Here is an 18,220-nt window from a genome sequence, read left to right on the forward strand (position 1 = left end):
AAAAAAATCTTTATTCAGATGTTTATATCCAACTAAAAACTTACCATATTTACTAAAAAATAGCCACCTTTCATACCACTATAAACTCTTCAAAATAGGTGTAAAACCCGCTTGGCCATTACTTGTCATAGCCGGAAATTGCGAGTTAAAATATAGATAACTAACAAATAAATCGTGCTAACTATGAAAATACAATCCTCCGTCTTAGTCCACCTGGGATTTGGCAAGTATGTACGCTCCGATCGAGTAACAGCAGTAATACCAATTGAAGAAGAACGCGGGCCCGGTCGGCGCACTTTTGTGCACGTAGACGGCGAAGCAGACCCAATCGTTGCTTCGCGCGCGGAAGATACAATTGTTCGCGATTTGGTGCAGGAACCGCGCGAAATAACTCAAGCTCGCCAGCAACAAGAAATCCTGCAAGATTTGCTGGCAGATTTGAGCAATGTTAACGTCACCGTGCGCCGCATCAGCCGCGATGAAGGTGGACTCGATCTCGAACGTTTGGAGCGCCGCATTCGCCAAATTTTAGACGCCTAAAAAAGAAAGACCGCCCGGGCGGTCTTTTTTATTGTTGGTGTCGCTAAAAATTTTAAGTTGAGGGTTTCAATGTAATTTCGATGTCCGCTAAACCGGTGAGTTTTTCCACCGCTTGCTCTTCTTCAACTCGCGGTACAAAAATAGTTAAACCTCCCGGAACACACTCAATAGAAACCGGAGTCATGCCGATGATTTCGCCGTCTATAACTACTTTTTGAGGTGGATCGGCACTAATTGTTACTTTTTTTGCCCGCAAATAACCGATGTCGTCGCGATCCGTAGGATTGCCGCTCAAAGCTGTTTGCAATAGGTGATAAGAAGCTGCGATCGCCCCAGCTTTATTCTGAGGCGCAACCAGCGTCACGTCCAGCAAGCCGTCATCAAAAATAATCCCCGCCGGGCCTTGAGCTAAAATGGAAGTAGGCGGCGCTGCATTCGCCACGGTGACGGCCACAGCAGTAAGGCTGATAATTCTATCTTCGGTTTCGATTTCCGCTTCAAATCTTTCTAAATTGTTTAACTGTTTAATTCCTGAAAGAATGTAAGCCAGCATTCCCCAACGATTCTTCATTTCGCGATCGGCAAGTTCGACAGTTTCTGCCTCAAACCCCACTCCAGCTAACAAAACCATCGGCATTTCACCGTTGCAAATCGCCGCATCCACCACCCGCGTCAACCCTCCCAAAATATTTTCACAGGCGGTTTCAATTGTATTTGGAATGTCTAAAGCATTAGCAAAAGCATTAGCAGTTCCCCGCGAAATAATTCCTAAAGGAATATTTGTGCCCACAATCGCCCCAGCCACTGCGGACAAGGTGCCGTCGCCCCCGGAAGCAATAATTGCCTCAACTCCCCTAGCAACTGCTTCGCGGGCGATTTGATCTGCGTCTAATTCGGGGGTGGTCAGCCGAATGTCTAAGTCAATAAAAGGCTCTAAAAGTTCCTGAATTCTAGCTAAGTCTTGGTCGGGGTCGCTGTTACCGGCGACGGGATTGAAAATTAGGCAAGCTGAACGTTCCATATTTGGTAATAGGTAATGGGTAATAGCGAACCTGAAACCCAGGGTTTTTTTCCTTTGTATCGCAGTTTCGAGCGCCATCGCATCCCCCTTAATAAGAGTCATTTTGACTGTTCTTATCCCCCCCTTATTAAGGGGAGTTAAGGGGGAGCAAGACTCAACTATAACCCTGATTTAGACATGGTTTTAACATTAAGTTAACACAAATGCCATGCCCGCTAAACTTCGACAACAACCCTCACCTATTTTTCCAAGGTTTAATTAAGACTTGACAAAAGTCCACTCTAAGACTTCGCGGGGAGCTTTGTGCAGCGCTTCCTTGATTTCCTTGTTGCTGTCGAACTTGACTTGATCCAAAAGGCACGCTTCGACGTTCACCGTAAACTTATCGTCTTCAAAAGGCCAAGGAGTTACAGTCACGAGTTCGTTGCTGTGCTGTACAATATCGTAGCGCTTGCCGTCCGGGCCGACACTAATTTCTAAAGCTCGTTCTCCGGCGGGTAACTCGCGGCTGCAAAGAATTAATGATAGCCGATCGCACCACTGGAAAAAAGCATAAGCGGCCTTAGCATCTTCCTCGGAAATTTGCAACTCTTTGCGCCATTTTTTTTGATTTTCCAGTTGTTCGTCCAAAAACTCGTCGAGTTCCTTCGACTCTCCCCGCTTTCCTTCATTGAGAAAGCTCATGTGCATAGAAATCAGCATTGCTACCCACCTACCGCGATATAGGGCATTCTGCGCCATGGCTTTAATTTTCGGCAGAGAAGTTTCCGTCTGCAAGGTAAAATCAAAGGGCGCGCCCGCTTCAGTCAAAATATTTTCTTCCCACTCTTTCTCCAAATCGTCGTGATGCGAAATAGCCGCTATGGTTTCGTAGAGGCGCACCGGAGATTTCGAGCGCTTCCACTGTCCGCCAAGTTGCGCCGCGAGTAAAGCGTGGGCGCGGTGGTAAATAATTTCCCAGCCGGTGGCGGTTAAGTTAGCAATCATTGAATTTTTCTCCTCAATTAAGTTAATACGAGTATTTTGTGCGAGCATTCGGCTTTCGATCCCCCCGGCGCCTTAAAAAGGGGGGAACCGGAATCGGTCAAAGTCCACCTTTTTAAGGGCGATCGAGACTTACAGAAAAACGAAAGTTAAATCACAAAAGGTTCGATCGAGATATCCTGCCATTTCCCCTCAAATCGTTCGACAACCAAAGGTCGGATGCGGAACTTCGGGGGACACCCATCGAGAACATCAATCCGCAAACACGAATAAGGACGGCGCTTGTGGGAACCTTGACCGCTGCGGCCGACAAATAGCAAAGATTCCGCTACCCGCCGGCTGGCTGTTTCGGAACCAGACTGCCGCCCCAACCGATAAGCTTCAGGACTCAATGCTTCCTGCAACATCGGTCCTTCCGGGCGCTGGCGGCGGAGACTGTGGCCGCTTCCCCCGCAGACAATCCAATTAATCCCAGAGTCGCCGTGTCCGGTATTCCCGGTCCGCAGGTATTCCAAACAGTGAGCGTGGCCAGTCAGCACCAAATCTACTAGCGGACGCCCCCGCGCCACTTCCCCAACTGCATCGGCCACCCCGTCGAGCACCTCGCGCAATCGCAACCGAACCGCCAAAGTTTGAGCTTGATTCCACTTTGTCGCCTCTGTCACGTAGGGGGGGTGGTGCAGGTAAATTACCCGCCCCCGCACCTCGGAATCGCGCCAAGAGTCAATCAGTCTTTTTTTCAGCCATTCGAGCTGTTCAACGTCGGTGGCGGCTGTTCTGTCGGGCGACAGTTGTTTGTCAATATCCATCAACATTTCGTCAACTTGCTCTAATTTGGCGGCTAAGTCGTCTAGCTGTTCGGCTTCCTCGGGAATTTGGGGGTTGAGCCGATCGCACATTTCGAGCATTGCCAATTTTTCTTGTTCCAATTTCTGGCGATCGAGTTCCAAATTCTGGCGGCGAATGTCGCCCTGTTTGGTTTTCGGGATCGGTAACGGTTCGTTGAAGGTGTTGGAGTCGAGGGCGAAGAAGTCGATGCCGCCGCTGCGGAAGGTGTAGTAGCGGTTGGGTAAGCGGGTAAAGCGTCCGGGTTGGTAGCGGAGGCAGCGGCCTGTGCTGGTGCTGGCGGTGTAGTGGGCGTCTAGGTGGCGATCGAGTTCTCCCGGCATTTTGTGAGCTTGCAGGTAGTCGAGAAACGCTTTGGCGTAGGCATTTCCGCGATCGGAACCGTGCCAGCCGACATCGAGATCCAACTTGGAACCCAACAGCCGACGCAGCGGCAAAGCTGTCGCCGACAGAATGCCGTAGACTATCGGCAAGTCGTAATAGTCGTGGTTTCCCGGTACGGGCAAAAACGGAAAGTTAAACACCATGCGATCGTAGGCAATGCGAGAGGGATGCTCGCCGCCGACTATAAATTCTCGGTAGGGGCGAATAAAGTTTTGCAAGTAATATTCGCTGGAACCTACGAGATAAACTACATCGCCCGTGTGGAGGACGAAACGGCAAGTTTCGCGCTCCGAGAGCATCAGTTCGGCAATCTGTCGCTGGGGATTGTAGCCGCGGTGATTGCCCGTGCCGCTGTCGCCTGCGACTAAAAACGAAAACTCTGGAGAGTCGGTGGTTTGAGATTCCAAAACCATCCGAGTTTGGTCGATTCCCCGATCGACGATCGAGTGTTCTTGCCACCGCACCCGCTCTTTCATTTTGCGGATTTTGACTGTTATTTGCGGGTCGGAAACGAATTTCAATTCACCTCTTCTCCAAAATTGCTGAGTTCCTAGTTATTAATATTGCAGCGATCGGGGGACTTTTTACATCTCTCTAAAAGCTGAAAATCGACGCGCGGGCAGTCAGAAACCGGGTTTTTGACGAAAATACTTCGTTAAAATCGACAGCCACGGCCAAAAACCCGGTTTCTTTAGTTTCTTTGGTTTGACGCGCAGGCAGTCAGAAACCGGGTTTTTGACGAAAATACTTCGTTAAGACCGACAGCCACGGCTAAAAACCCGGTTTCTTTGGTTTTGATACGATCGCCCCGTATCTAAACTCAAATCAGGGCTGTGCAAATTATGCACAATTAAGTCCCAGTAAGCCATTCAGCTTTTGCCCAAATGTCTAGTAATTTTGCGAAATAGTTTTAAAGTTCTGGACTGGAGGGATTAAACCCCCTAATCTTTTCATCCTCGCAACTATAGGCGAGGAGTGTTAAGGTTTTATTTGATAATCTTAACTAATGCGAATGGGAAGTCCCGCGCTCTACCGAAGGTGAGCGTCGGGATGAAAATGAGCCAAAAAATAAATTGAGCGACAGCGAATCAATATCGTTTTTGTGCCCTATGATAATTTTATCGGTATTCTGCAACCTTGATAAATGTATAAAGCTTACAAGTACAGAATTTATCCCACAGATGAGCAAGATGTCTTGCTTGCAAAGTCTTTTGGCTGTGCGAGATGGTTCTGGAACTATGCTTTGAATCTATGTCAAGAAACTTACAAGAATACTGGCAAAGGACTATCTAGGGCATACATACAAGGCTTGCTCCCTGCACTCAAAAAAGAATACGAATGGTTAAAAGAACCTTATTCTCAATGCTTGCAGGTGGTGGCATTGAATTTATCTACTGCCTACAAAAACTTCTTTGACAAGAGGGCGATGCTGCCCAAGTTCAAAGCCAAGCATGGCAGGCAGTCGATCAGCTACCCTCAAAATGTCAAATTCGACGGTGACTATATCAACCTACCTAAGATTGGTTTAGTTTTCTGTCGGCGACATCGTGATTTTGAGGGCGATATCAAGACCGTTACCGTATCTCGCAACCCGGACGGTAAACATTTTGTTTCTGTTTTGATTGACGATGGGAAAGAACAGCCTGAGTTAGTCCCAGCAGATAAAGCTATTGGCATTGACGTAGGGTTAACTCATTTGGCGATTACCAGTGATGGTTCTAAGTTCGGCAATCCCAAGTATTTCGTCAAACGTCAACGAAACTTAAAACGTAAACAGCAGAAGCTTGATCGCAAAAAGAAAGGCAGTCAGAATCGAAAAAAGGCAAGACTGGCGGTGGCAAAAGTTCACTCCAAAATTGCCCGATGCCGCGAAGATTCTCTTGCGCGTGCTATCCCGCAAGATAGTTAACGAAAACCAAGTTATTGCAGTGGAAAATCTCAACATCAAAGGCATGGTAAAGAATCATAATTTAGCCAAAGCCATTAGTGATGTTGGCTGGGGTATGTTCTGCACAATGCTTAAGTACAAGGCTGAAAGTGAAGGTAAACAATACATTGAGATTGATCGATGGTTTCCTAGCTCAAAAACTTGTCATGCCTGCCTAAATCAAGTTGAGCATCTCACTCTTGATGTTAGGGCATGGACTTGTAAACATTGTGGTACTCATCATGACCGTGATGTAAATGCAGCCCTCAACATTAGAAATGAAGCCTTGCGGATTTTTGCGTTAGGAACTAGCGCTTCTGCCTGTGCAGGGGATGTAAGTCGATCTGGCAAAACTTCGGTTTTGTTGGACGCCCCGCCCCGTTGAATCAGGAAGCCAGCGCTGTACCAATGAAGTGGTCAGCGTCTGGTAGTTCACTCAACACTCAAGGCATCGAACCACTGTAAAATCCGATTCCAGGCCCACCACCGATCGCTATCAGCAAATTGATGCTGACAACGTTTACTACTGATATGCCCAACATGACCGCCGTAGGCTGTCACCACTAATTCTAAGGCAGGATTGTTCGCGCTAATGGCTTGCAACTCAGGGACAAGAATCGGGTCAAACATCGGATCGTCGGCTGCATAGAGGATGAAAGTGGGTTTTTTGAGGTGAGGCAAAATGTGTAGAGCGCTGCTAGCGTCATAGTATTCTTCCACAGAGGAGAAACCTAACGGGCCAATTACCAGTTCGTGGTCAAAGCCCCAAATGCTGTTGGCGCGTTCAATAGCTGCAGGATCGATCGCCCCTGGATGCGTTTTAGCGATGTTTTTTGCTAGTTTTTTTAACTGTCGCGCGATCGCTTTTTCTAAAAATTTCCCCCACTCATCTTTAACTAGATAAGACAGAGAACGGTTCGAGTCCAAGCTGGGGCAAATAACCGCCGCGCCTGCTAGTTCTGACTCTTCGATCCCTAAGTCAGGCCCCCAATCTGCGATCGTCTGAGCTGATTTTACGGCCCACAAGGCTAATTGTCCGCCCAGGGAATAAGCCGTGAACCAAAAAGGGGCGGGACATCCCATTTCTTTAGCAGCGGCAGCAATCCGAACGAAATCTTCGCCTTCGTATAGGCCATCAGAAGTCAGGGTGGGAGAGAGTTGGGCAGTTTTGCCGTGAGCTCGCCAGTCAAATAATACCACTGCACAGCCTTGGGCATAGGCTTTACGGCCTAGTAGCTTCAGATACCATTGATTATCCAGATCGCCAGTAATGCCGTAAGTGCCGACAATGGTATATCGGGGATTTTCGGGGATGGCAACCCAGCCGAAAATCGGGACTCCACAGGCACCAGTAAAAATGTGTTCTCGGTAAGGGGGCTCTGGGTAAGGGATCGTCTTTTCCCAACCGCGACTAGCCCTTAATGCGGTGTACAACGTCATTAATAGGCCGTTGTTGAGCAGCCAAGGTGGAGTATAGGCAATGGTCATAAGCGAATGTCGGAAATGTCTGTCTCGTTGGTGGGATTTTTTTACTTGACAGGTTGGCTATTCTAGCGAATAACCCTGAAAATCGCAATACTTTTTGAGTAAATGCACTCAAGGGCGAAGTCAAGCCAAAATAATAAACAGGACTTACGCAGGCACGCTATATGTAGCGTGCCAGTGTTTAAGCGATCGCTCTCGATTGGTCTGTGGCCCAAAAGTTTTTGGGGATGGAATGCGAAGAGAATTTAAAGCAGGCTCAAGTTAAATATTTAGCGCAACCCCGAGTGCATTAATAGTTCCAGGAAGGACGAGCGTACCGCAAAAATTACCCGAAGCGAGGGCAAGGGATGATAAAATTCCGAAGCCGCAATTGTTGCCGGAACAATACAAAGCGATTGAGTCAGCAATTGATGATTTACCAGAGTATACTCCCATCCCCGAAATTAACCACGAATGGACTCGTCATTCAGTTGAGTACATGGAAAGACTTGCTAAAGTTCCACCAGGCGGTTTTTTGTATGAAAGCTACGCCGATGCTTTCAAGCGACAGTATCCGGGAAAACCGAGTAAGACTGTTAAATAAAATCACGCTGGCACTCATATTCATCCTTATCTCAACCGCGTTATTTCAGCTCGCGAAATGGCTAGATTGCAAAGTTTCCCGGATTCATTTATTTTTGAAGGTTCAATGAAAAAGGCAATGTGGCAAATAGGAAATGCCGTGCCTCCCCGTTTAGCAGAGTGTATCGGTTTTGCACTTATTCCATATTTGGCTGATATTGCTTTGAACAAAGCTAGTTTAGTTAATAAGTTCCTGTTCCAGAAATCTTAAATTAGTAAAAAACGTAAGCGCATCTCAGCTTGCTATTAATGGTTTTGTCTGATTCAGAAGTTCATTAGCCTTCTCTTTCAACTTATCCACCTGTAATTTATCATTACCTACTGAAAATGATTCAAGCGCTTGCTTTAATTCTTTCAGTGTTTCTAAAGGTAAAGCTTGAGCTTTTAGTGATTGCTCCAAATCCTTCCTATAATCACCTAGAAGAGAGTCTAGAGCCTCAAAGTACCTTTTAATTTGTTGCTCCAATGATTGCTCAATCAATCGGTTAGATTGTTCTTGAATTTCTTCGACTTTATTGTCAAAGAATTTAACTATTTCACCCTTGAAAAGGATTATGTTAACTGTATATCTTTCTTTATATACAAGTTTGTCTAAGTCCACACGGAACCAACCAAAAAAGGTGCTAACTGCACCATAAATTGCGCTCAGTATTGGACTGTTAGCTACCATTGCCACTAAACGAGCCGCAAACTGCACCAACAAACCATCAAATGCTCCTTCTAACAATGCTGTGAGTAAATCAGATAATCCATACCCTCTGAATTCAAGATCGGGGGTATTCACTTCTATGTAAATATCAACTAGCTTGAGCATATCTGGCTTAAAAATAACATCAAAATCTCTTTTTAACCGATCTTGAGCGCGTTCAATAATAGGCTTAGTTTCATTATCTAGTAACTCGGATAATTTTTGAATCCTGCCTTCAGTCTGTTTATCCGTCTCTTTACAAGCGACATCCAATTGACGTTCAATAATTTGCTTCGCCGAAGCTGCTATTTGCTCAGCGAATAGCTTGGCATCTTGCTTACTATCAAATTCAAATTCATCCTTATCTCTATTAAAGATGTTAGATATGTCGTCCCACAAATTGGAAAATACTTTTATAGCAGAATCTAAAACATACTTTTTCAATAGTGTGTCAAGTTCGTTTTTTACGTCTTTTTTGAGGTTTTCTAGGTTGGCGTTTACGGTTTCCTTTATTTCCTTTTTTGTTTGGGCAACCTTTTCATCTAGATTCGGACGGCAATCAGCTAGACTAAAAAGCTCATTCTTAAGATCCTCAATTGCTTGCTGGAGCTTTTCAGCATTACTGTTAATGTAAGTCAGGTCATTTTTTGCATTGTTACATAAATCATCTAGATGAATAAGACAACGATTCAATGCAAACTCCATGCAGCGGGGGGCCACTTGTAGCAAAATTACATTAATTGCTTCTTCCAGAAAAGATGCAAACTTTGATGCTTTCCAAAGTTTTACCGCTTTCTTTTGTAATTCCTCTACAGTTGCATCCTTCAGTTCATCCTCCCAATCAACAGGCCAGACTTCTCTAGCTAATGCTTCGGCAGCTTCAGGATCTTTAATATCTTGACTACAGAGAGATGATTGACGGAGAAAATCCTTAGCGCAGAATGCTTGCCTAGCAGAAACTTCAAATACGCGGTCTGTGTTGGCCAGTTCGAGGTTATTAGCAACAAATTGTTTTACCATTTCCGTATCTATGTCACCTCGACGCCGCTCATCGATTTTATTAACTAAAACATATAAATTTTCTTGACTGCTTGTTCTAATAACTTTGTGAACTTCTGCTTTAATCTTTTCGGCTGCTTCAGCCCTCAATTCAGTAAAATTCAGGACAAGCAGCACAAGTTGGCTACGCTTAAGTTGCTTGGAAACTACAATTTCTAGTTTTTCGCTGACTCCGGCTTCACTTGGCCCAGGCGTATCAACGATTACAAGATTACCTAGCTTCTCTAGTTGTTGATTTTGCTCTGTTCTGAAAAAAGGAGTTTCGATAGATGGAATGTCATTGTCATTGAGCAACTGGAGAGGATCTTGATCTTGGGATACTGCCAGAATGTTGCAAAGACGGATAATATGATTCAACTCTGTCAGGATCTTGTTGATATTCTTACTGCCAGAGATTTCTTCTGAAATTCCAAAATCTGTATCACTGTGGATTTCTTGGAGTAAACTTGCTAAATGCGGATATTCACCAGTCTGCTTAAGAACTTCTTCCATCCCTTGCTGCTTAATTTTAAGCCTGATAGCATCCAATGCTTTCTTAAATGCTTCACAAATTCCAGGACTCAGTTTTAAAATCGGCTCTGCTGCATTTTCTTTCAATACAATCTCTGTTGGCAGTGTGGTCATCGCTGTAGCAGAACTTGGCAGGAGTTCTTGACCAATAATGGCATTAATAATTTTGGATTTGCCAGCATTCATCGGTGCGGCAATAGCCATTCTGAGTTTTAGGTCTGTGACTGTATTAATCTCCTTTTCAATTTCCTGTTGATATATCTGGTACTTGTTTTCTGAGCTATCCTCAGACTTAAGTTCTTTGCTTGCGCGACCCATCAGAGTGCTAACTTCTTGTAACAGGGCAATCACCTGTCTTTGCAGGTCTTGAACATTTGGCTTGGAGGCTTGAGAAGTCATAGGGTTTTTAGTTGGTGTTTATGGTGAATGGTAGCAGAGATTGTATAACAACTTTAAGCAATTTGTAGTCGTTTCCCCAACGTGTGAGGTTCTGGTAGAGGTTTGCCGTCTTCTTGATAGAGTTCAATCAATGTTTCTAACAATTCTTGTCCGTGTTTTGCCGCTTCCTCGTAAGTGTGTCCGTGAGTGCAAGGCTGCATGACATCGGTAAACTCAGGCCAACTGACAACACAAAGTCGATCTTCTTCTGACCACTGGATGATGAGACTGTAACGGCTATTCATCTTGTAGCTCCTTCAGCTTCTGCAAATGGGTTATTTTAATCAGCTTGTTGCTCCTCAACCCTATTTATTGTTAATTCTCAATCCAAGCTTTGAGCAAATATTTTTAATGCTTTGACATCCTCTGATGAGATATTCCCCTCAATTTCCTGATTCTGAAATCGTAGAATATCACCTCTACCATCTTTCGCAGTAATTGTAAGTGTTTTTTCTTGCTGCCAAATACGATACCGCTCTCCCTCAAGAAATTTACCGCCTTCGGGTATTTGTCTGCCGTAGTTCCTTAAGACTGTTTCCGCAGTTTGCACAATATCTAGACTATATTCATATAACAAAATATCACTAGCAAATTTGGGCATACCTGCTTTTTTTTCCAAAAATTCAAGTAATTCAGCAACAGTCTTCGGAGGTTTTTTGTACCTTTCCGACTGTTGCCGTAATAATCTCACTATTAAGTCCGGGTATTCGTCAAATAGCTCGCTCATAAACTCATCAGGTGACAGCGATTTGATGTTCCAAGAAGCTAAATCCTTTTCTTTGAAATCCGCTAGATTGCTGGTAACAATGACATCAGCCTTGGCTGTTACAGCAGCAGCAAGAACATGACGGTCTTTAGGGTCATTTTTCATGATTTGCTCTAAGCCGACAGGTACTTCCATTATTGCTTCGGGAAAGGCTGCATTGATTTCCGCTTCAAGATGGATTGCTTTCTCCTGGCATAATATCCCTTGGCGGACAAGGTTGCTCATTGCTTCATCAAGGATTTTCTGCGACCAATAGGGTAAATACAGACCAGCCTCGGCGGTGGAAAGCAGAGTATCGCGCAGATACATAGGAAACAGGACACAAGCATCGAGGACAACACTAAGCTTAGACATATTAATGTTGGAATTATTTCTATGCCTCGTACAAACCAGCTTCTTCGGTCATCTCGATTAGCCGATCCAAGTGTTTGCGACGTTTGTTGTCTCGATGTTCTTTATATAAAGTTAAATCATCCAAACGAATACGTCTATGCTTTCCTACTTTGATACAAGGAATTTCTCCCTTGTCTAGTAACTTGACCAGAAATGGTCGGGATACATTCAGAATATCAGCAGCTTCTTGTGTTGTCAGTTCCTGATTGTGAGGTACTAGAGAGATAGCTTGACCTGATGCCATTGCACGCACGACCTGACGCAAAATGCTGTAGACTGATTCAGGAATTACTATCTCTTCTCCGTTACTTCCGACTAATTTGGGTTGTGCAAATTCGTGGCTGAGAATCTGATCTAATTTTGCTATTTCTTCTTGTTTTTGTTCGGGAATCAAAACTGACTCAAGTGATGTTTTTTGGTTCAACATAATTAATCTCTTTTTTGATGTGATTGTTTTTGAAGCACAGAGTAAATATGGTGGTATAAGTTGGTATAATCAGCGGTTTAAACCGCTGATTATACCAGACCCCGTTTTATTGGTCAGCAGACAGAGGCCGCGATCGGGGAAAACCTATGCAGCCATTGCTGGAAGGGTATGTAAGTATTTGGCGGGCATATATAGCAATCCTAAATGAGTCACAAAAATTTATCTTAATTAATACCAACTTAATCAGGATTGGTGAAGCCCAATGTGTTTGCAATTGATTTAGGATTGCTATACTTGGTTGTTTCTTTCACGATAACACTTACCGTGCCATAAACGCAATATCCGAAACAAACGAAATATTCAAATTCCCAAAAGGGACAGTTCGATCGCCCGAAATTCCCCATCCCGACTCAAGACGGAGGCCTCGCAGAGGTACAATAGGACGATCGCATTCCCCAACTCCCACCGTGATAGAGCGCTACACTTTGCCCGAAATGGGCAACATCTGGACTGAAACCGCCAAACTGAAAAGCTGGCTGCAAGTAGAAATCGCTGTCTGCGAAGCTCAAGCCGAACTCGGCTACATCCCTGCCGCCGCAGTCGAAGAAATCAAAGCTAAGGCTAATTTTGACCCCAAACGAGTCCTCGAAATTGAGGCGGAAGTCCGCCACGACATGATCGCTTTCTTGACAAATGTCAACGAATATGTAGGCGATGCCGGACGCTACATTCACCTCGGCTTAACCAGTTCCGATGTGCTCGATACCGCTTTGGCGCTGCAATTAGTCGCTAGCGTCAATATTTTGTTAGAACGTGTCGAAGAATTGAGTCAAGCTATTCGCTATCAGGCTCAACAGCATCGCAATACCGTCATGGTTGGCCGATCGCACGGAATTCACGCCGAACCCATCACCTTTGGCTTTAAACTAGCAGGATGGCTGGCAGAAGTCTTTCGCAACCGCGACCGATTAGTGAATTTGCAATCGTCCATTGCAGTCGGCAAAATCTCCGGCGCAGTCGGAACCTATGCTAATATCGATCCGCGAATTGAAGCGATCGCCTGTCAAAACCTCGGACTCGAACCCGATACCGCATCGACTCAAGTCATTTCGCGCGATCGACACGCCGAATACGTCCAAACCTTAGCACTCTTAGCAGCATCGATCGAGCGTTTTGCAGTAGAAATCCGCAACCTGCAACGCACCGACGTTCTCGAAGTCGAAGAATTCTTTTCCAAAGGGCAAAAAGGCTCATCCGCCATGCCCCACAAACGCAACCCGATTCGATCGGAAAGACTCACAGGGATGGCGAGAATCGTCCGCGCCAACGCCGTCGCAGCCTTAGAAAACGTAGCGCTTTGGCACGAACGAGACATCTCTCACAGTTCCGTAGAACGGATGATTTTGCCCGACAGTTCTACAGTAACTCACTTCATGTTGGTAGAAACCACAGACTTAGTAAAACACCTGCTAGTCTATCCCGAAAACATGAAGCGAAACATGAACCTTTACGGCGGAGTCATCTTCAGCCAGCGAGTGATGTTAGCCTTAGTAGAAAAAGGCACGAGTCGCGAAGACGCATACAAAATTGTGCAATCTTGCGCTCACGAAGCCTGGAACAAACCGGGCGGCAATTTCTACAATTTAATTGCTAAGGACGATCGGGTAACAGCTAAGATGACTACCAAAGAAATTGATGATTGTTTCGATCCGCAGTACCAATTGAGGCACTTAGATTTAGTGTATCAGCGCTTGGGAATTTGAGGACAATTAACAATTAAAAATGACTCAGAGAGAGAAGAGAGCGAGCGTTCTCGCGCTTGTCCCACAGTCCGCCGGGGGTTAAAACCCCCGTCTCATAGCTAAAGTCGGTTAAAACCGACTGAAAGACTCATAAAATAAAAGTTTTAGAGAAATATTTCAGTCCTCTGAAGAGGACTTTAGCTATGAGACAGGGGTTTCAACCCCTGTCGGTCTGCCGGGCTGGCAAACAACATGAAAAGCGCGAAAATTCCCCAAAATATGAAATGTAAAAACTCTATTAAATATCCACTTAACCGAGCTATGAAATTCAACCGATTTACAAAATATTTAATTGTATTCGCTCTAATATTACTATCTACAACCACACTGAGTTATACAACATCTATTCGCGCCCAGGAGCCGCCACAAGTGCAAATTACCCAACCAGAACCAAACCCAGTAGTACCTGAAAGTATTTTCATGAGTCAACTTCCCCGTTCCGCGCGACTGGTTGACATCCGCACCGTAAATCCCAACATTCGCCTCGATATCCGATACGCCACTACTAACAATTTCTTAAAACGAAAACTTTACCCTATATCGAAATGCGCTTTGAGAAGTTCTGTTGCTCAACAGTTAGGGCTAGTTCAAACAGATTTGGAAAAAATCGGATTGGGTTTGAAAGTTTACGATTGCTACAGGCCTTTCTCTGTCACTAAGCAAATGTGGCAAGCTTGGCCAGATCCGCGCTATGTTGCTAATCCTGCTAGGGGTTCGCGGCACAATCGCGGTGCTGCTATTGATTTGACTTTAGTCGATCGCACTGGCAAAGAATTAGAAATGCCTACACCTTACGATGATTTTACCGAAAAAGCTCACGGAGATTATCAAGGCGGCAGCGCGGAATCTCGGAAAAATCGTCAAGTGCTTAAGGATGCGATGAAAAAACACGGATTTATGAGTATCACAACCGAATGGTGGCACTTTGATTCGGAAGATTGGCAGAAATTTGCGATTCTTGATATATCGCTGGGAACGATTCCTTAATTATACTATTTATTAAAAGTCACCGATTCGGGTAGGGGGAACGGCCATGCCGTCTCCCTAAATATGTCAGAAAAGTTATTGCAATTTGACCGAAAATTCGTATTCGTATCCTCGGAAATTAGAGTCTAATTGTAATGTGTAACTGCCTGTTACTGGGACTTTTCCAGTCCACTCTGTTTCATTGCCTTGATAAGGATCTCCGGCTAAAAGTTTGCCACCGGGAGTGATAATTTGCGGGAAAACTTCTTGCCGATTCCTAACAGTCATTGTTTGACCTTTTCGGGCGCGAATCCGGTAAGAGTGGCTGCCGCCACCGATAATTCTACCTTTGACGATGGCCTCCTCTCCTCCCGGCAAAAAATTAATCGGCTGGTTGACGTTAGAACAACTGCTTTCGGTGCGTCTTTTCGCAACCCAACCGGGAACTGGATCGGTAATTCGCAGCCAACCGTTTTGTTCTTCGGCGACTGAAACAAAGGTATTATTTTTGAGTTTTCCTACAATTTGGCTGCCCCTTACTTGGGGGCTCGATCGCACATTTAGCGGTGGATTCGGATCGCTGACTACAGCCTGGGTGATTTTGCAACCCGAATTGGGCGGTGTGACAACTACTGGCTCAACTTTTCGCGGGGAGACTCCTGCAACTAGCGAAGATTGAACAGCCGGGGTTTTTGCAGGTTGGGGTTGGGATTTCGGAGATTCTGCAGCCTGGGTTTGTGCTTGCAGAGATTTGGGTGGCCGAGATTGGGGGTTGTTCGTCGGCCCTGCAATCTGGTTTCTGGTGGATGCCGGGGATTCTGCAAGGGGAAGATCGGATTGTTTCATCGCACCCGACTGTATAGTTGCAACAGCCACTCCCACCGCTGTTGCCAGTCCTGCTAAGCTTACTGTGATGATTTGACGCTTGGTAAATGACATAAAAAACCCTCTCTGTATCTATACTAATAATTTTTGTTTGGGAGTTGAGGCGATCGCCAGTTAATTTATGTGGAAATACCTAGTGCGGGCCACAGGGTCAGGATTTTTATATAAAATTTCCGATCCATAAGTGCCGCAATAATTTGAGTCAATAATATATACTGGACGCCTATACTGATGGTAATCTTGCTCTGGGTTATTTGCGCGCCAATTTGCGAAAGTAAGCGTTCAGCGCGAGGTACATAAAATGTCAAAATTGATTCCTCTGAGATTACAACCGCCTCGCGATCGATTGTTGGAGAAGGTGAAGCAGGAAGTCCAAGCAGGCCTGGCGCAGTCTTTGCACGCCGCTGTACTGGCTAACCTCAGTCAAGACTCGTCGCCTCTTGGTGTTAACCGCTGTTGGGATGTGGAAGTGAAAGCCGGCAACCGTCCGAGTTTTCGGCTTCCTCCCAAAGCAAGCATGGCTAAAGTGTTCGATCGCAGCGGCGGCAAATTGGTAATTTTGGGAGCGACGGGTGCAGGCAAAACTACGACGCTGCTAGAATTAGCTCGGGTGTTAATTTCCCGCGCCCAAAAAGATGCTAGTTTGCCAGTACCAGTGCTGTTTGAACTCGGATCGTGGAAAGCAGAATCCGGGGCGATCGCAGATTGGTTAATTGCTCAACTTCAGTTCAAATACGGCATCTCTCCTGGTGTCGGCAAAAAATGGCTTGCCGAACAAAAATTGCTGCCTCTCCTCGACGGCTTGGACGAAGTGGAAACCCACCGCCAAAATATCTGCATTCAAGCAATCAATCAGTTTGTTGAAAGCGAATTTAAACCCAAACATTTAGTAGCTTGCAGCAGTTTTGAAGCTTACAAAAACTGCGAAACTAGATTTCGCCTGCAAGCCGCAGTTTTATTGAAACCTTTAACAGAAACTCAAATTCAAAATTATCTGCTAGAAGCTAGAAGCCGCGAACTTTGGTACAGCATAGAGCGCGAGCCGGAGTTGTTGAAAATAGCAAAAGTTCCCTTGCTTTTGAGCATGATGGCTCTGGCTTACGACGATATTTTAATCGAAGCTTGGAAGCGGATAACTTCTGCTGAAGAACAGCGCAAATATCTGTTAACTGCCTATATTCGCCACCAAATCACCGGACAAGTCAAGCAGTATCCCAGAGGTAAAGAACTGCGGCCGGAACAAATTCGCCACTGGCTGGGGTGGTTGGCCAGAAGAATGGAACAGCAAGGAATTCAAGAATTTTACCTCGATCGCATACCGTCTAGCTGGCTGCAAACAGCCGATGAACGGCGCAAGTATCAGTTGGGAGTTAAGCTGGTTGGCGGGCTGATGTGGGTGATTTTGGGATTAATTGCCACCCTACTCTCCGGGTCGATTTGGGGATTAATTGCGGGTGCTGTTGCTGCGGTAATTAGTGCTTTTTTGCCGGGAATTCCGGGGATTGAAAGTTTTATATTGCGCTTGGTGCTGTGGTCGAACGGCTACATTCCTTGGGATTACAAGCGTTTTCTCGATGCTGCGACCGATCGCCTGCTGCTGCAAAAAACGGGCGATCGGCGCTATCGATTTATTCACGATTTATTGCAAAAACATTTGGCTGAAATTAGTCATTAGTTATTCGTTAGTTGTTAGTTGTTATGTGGAGTTGGCAAATTAATGAGCGATTAAGTAAGCCTCGCTCAAAAAAACAGAATATCCAGAACCCCTACTTCTAGAGGAAGTCCGGGATCTAAGACAAGGTTAGCGGTATTTTTGCCATTTGAAATAGCTGGATCGCAGTAAATTCTAATCCATCAAAAAGTGGCTCTTTTAATAGGGTATCTCCCATATAAGTCTGCGGGGCTGCATCAGGGTAAAAAACTGTAATGCTTCTCGCCTTGCTATCTACTATCCAAACCCGCAATACCTTAGCATCTAAATAATCTCTCGCTTTAGCAGCTAACTGACCGAAAGTTTGTTCGGGTGAAATAATTTCTATGACTAATTCCGGGACGACAGGACAGGCTTCATCTTGATTCCAGTCAGGAGATAAGCGTTCGTAAGAAACATATAAAAGGTCGGGTACTGGCACCCAGTCTCGCCCCTGGCGGGTTAATTTTACCGCCCCTTCTACACCAATTTCTCCCCGTTCGTCACCCCACTGTTCGAGGAGTTTTATTAGGCTTCTGGTGAGGCGAGAATGAAATTTTTTAGGTGACATTTTCGGTACTGCTTGCTCGTCAATAAGTTCGTAGGTAATATCGCCTTCTCCTTCGGGAAGAGCGAGAAACTCTTCCAGAGTGAGTTGAGTTTTTGTCTGGAGCATAATATTCCTCTGCTGTGGGCAGGCAAGTTAGTATTATTTTAACTTCAATATTCATTGACATAATACAAATGTTATGATAAACATTGGCCAAGTCTCAGGTCTTAACTGTCAA

General features: G+C 45.2%; 16 protein-coding genes and 1 pseudogene. 7 read left to right on the forward strand and 10 right to left on the reverse strand.

Annotated elements, in window-relative coordinates; all coding sequences use genetic code 11:
• Positions 1-183 precede the first annotated feature (183 nt).
• A complete protein-coding gene (locus QUA62_RS03000; RefSeq protein ID WP_006631047.1) occupies positions 184-540 on the forward strand; it encodes a hypothetical protein in 357 nt (118 codons plus the stop codon).
• Between the two features lie 52 nt (positions 541-592).
• Here QUA62_RS03000 and QUA62_RS03005 read toward each other — a convergent pair whose 3' ends face one another.
• The 3 genes from QUA62_RS03005 to QUA62_RS03015 all read right to left on the reverse strand — a co-directional run bounded on the left by QUA62_RS03005 (position 593) and on the right by QUA62_RS03015 (position 4,296).
• The gene (locus QUA62_RS03005) at positions 593-1,663 is read right to left on the reverse strand and encodes a YegS/Rv2252/BmrU family lipid kinase (protein ID WP_445301634.1); all 1,071 of its coding nucleotides are present in this window, start codon (positions 1,661-1,663) and stop codon (positions 593-595) included.
• Positions 1,664-1,819: 156 nt separating this feature from the next.
• Positions 1,820-2,548: a DUF3891 family protein gene (locus QUA62_RS03010; protein WP_333286593.1), complete on the reverse strand. Its 729-nt coding sequence runs from the start codon at positions 2,546-2,548 to the stop codon at positions 1,820-1,822.
• A 146-nt stretch (positions 2,549-2,694) separates the two neighbouring features.
• Positions 2,695-4,296: a metallophosphoesterase gene (locus tag QUA62_RS03015; RefSeq protein WP_333402306.1), complete on the reverse strand. Its 1,602-nt coding sequence runs from the start codon at positions 4,294-4,296 to the stop codon at positions 2,695-2,697.
• Positions 4,297-4,919: 623 nt separating this feature from the next.
• Between QUA62_RS03015 and QUA62_RS03020 the strand changes: the two genes are divergently transcribed.
• Both QUA62_RS03020 and QUA62_RS03025 read left to right on the forward strand, forming a co-directional pair.
• Positions 4,920-5,684: an RNA-guided endonuclease TnpB family protein gene (locus QUA62_RS03020; RefSeq protein ID WP_333402307.1), complete on the forward strand. Its 765-nt coding sequence runs from the start codon at positions 4,920-4,922 to the stop codon at positions 5,682-5,684.
• Entirely contained in the window at positions 5,632-6,087 is a 456-nt protein-coding gene (locus tag QUA62_RS03025; RefSeq protein ID WP_333402308.1) for an RNA-guided endonuclease TnpB family protein, read from the forward strand. The genes QUA62_RS03020 and QUA62_RS03025 overlap by 53 nt, the downstream gene beginning before the upstream one ends.
• Before the next feature lie 47 nt (positions 6,088-6,134).
• Here QUA62_RS03025 and QUA62_RS03030 read toward each other — a convergent pair whose 3' ends face one another.
• A complete protein-coding gene (locus tag QUA62_RS03030) occupies positions 6,135-7,190 on the reverse strand; it encodes an alpha/beta fold hydrolase (RefSeq protein ID WP_333402309.1) in 1,056 nt (351 codons plus the stop codon).
• A 355-nt stretch (positions 7,191-7,545) separates the two neighbouring features.
• Here QUA62_RS03030 and QUA62_RS03035 point away from each other — a divergent pair.
• Positions 7,546-8,019, forward strand: a pseudogene (locus QUA62_RS03035) (DNA cytosine methyltransferase); the annotation flags it as partial.
• 24 nt (positions 8,020-8,043) lie between these two features.
• Here the strand turns inward: QUA62_RS03035 and QUA62_RS03040 are convergent.
• The 4 genes from QUA62_RS03040 to QUA62_RS03055 all read right to left on the reverse strand — a co-directional run bounded on the left by QUA62_RS03040 (position 8,044) and on the right by QUA62_RS03055 (position 12,089).
• The gene (locus QUA62_RS03040; protein WP_333402310.1) at positions 8,044-10,464 is read right to left on the reverse strand and encodes a dynamin family protein; all 2,421 of its coding nucleotides are present in this window, start codon (positions 10,462-10,464) and stop codon (positions 8,044-8,046) included.
• 53 nt (positions 10,465-10,517) lie between these two features.
• Positions 10,518-10,748 (reverse strand): type II toxin-antitoxin system HicB family antitoxin, encoded by a 231-nt coding sequence (locus tag QUA62_RS03045; protein WP_333402311.1) that lies wholly within the window; start codon positions 10,746-10,748, stop codon positions 10,518-10,520.
• A gap of 77 nt (positions 10,749-10,825) precedes the next feature.
• Positions 10,826-11,623 (reverse strand): PIN domain-containing protein, encoded by a 798-nt coding sequence (locus QUA62_RS03050; protein WP_333402312.1) that lies wholly within the window; start codon positions 11,621-11,623, stop codon positions 10,826-10,828.
• A 19-nt stretch (positions 11,624-11,642) separates the two neighbouring features.
• Positions 11,643-12,089 (reverse strand): helix-turn-helix domain-containing protein, encoded by a 447-nt coding sequence (locus tag QUA62_RS03055; protein WP_333402313.1) that lies wholly within the window; start codon positions 12,087-12,089, stop codon positions 11,643-11,645.
• Positions 12,090-12,556: 467 nt separating this feature from the next.
• Between QUA62_RS03055 and purB the strand changes: the two genes are divergently transcribed.
• A complete protein-coding gene (gene purB / locus QUA62_RS03060) occupies positions 12,557-13,852 on the forward strand; it encodes an adenylosuccinate lyase (RefSeq protein WP_039886630.1) in 1,296 nt (431 codons plus the stop codon).
• 300 nt (positions 13,853-14,152) lie between these two features.
• Positions 14,153-14,878 carry a M15 family metallopeptidase gene (locus QUA62_RS03065; protein WP_333402314.1) on the forward strand — a complete coding sequence of 242 codons (726 nt, stop codon included), beginning with the start codon at positions 14,153-14,155 and terminating at the stop codon, positions 14,876-14,878.
• Positions 14,879-14,953: 75 nt separating this feature from the next.
• On the opposite strand, the gene QUA62_RS03070 is transcribed toward QUA62_RS03065, so the two are convergent.
• Entirely contained in the window at positions 14,954-15,796 is an 843-nt protein-coding gene (locus QUA62_RS03070; protein ID WP_333402315.1) for an SH3 domain-containing protein, read from the reverse strand.
• A gap of 247 nt (positions 15,797-16,043) precedes the next feature.
• On the opposite strand from QUA62_RS03070, the gene QUA62_RS03075 reads away from it, so the two are divergent.
• Positions 16,044-17,417: an NACHT domain-containing protein gene (locus QUA62_RS03075; RefSeq protein ID WP_333402316.1), complete on the forward strand. Its 1,374-nt coding sequence runs from the start codon at positions 16,044-16,046 to the stop codon at positions 17,415-17,417.
• A gap of 115 nt (positions 17,418-17,532) precedes the next feature.
• Here the strand turns inward: QUA62_RS03075 and QUA62_RS03080 are convergent, their stop codons facing one another.
• On the reverse strand, positions 17,533-18,108 hold the full coding sequence (locus QUA62_RS03080) for a Uma2 family endonuclease (protein ID WP_333402317.1): 576 nt from the start codon (positions 18,106-18,108) through the stop codon (positions 17,533-17,535).
• Positions 18,109-18,220: the final 112 nt, after the last annotated feature.

Source organism: Microcoleus sp. MON1_C1, from assembly GCF_036701945.1.
Classification (GTDB): Bacteria; Cyanobacteriota; Cyanobacteriia; order Cyanobacteriales; family Microcoleaceae; genus Microcoleus.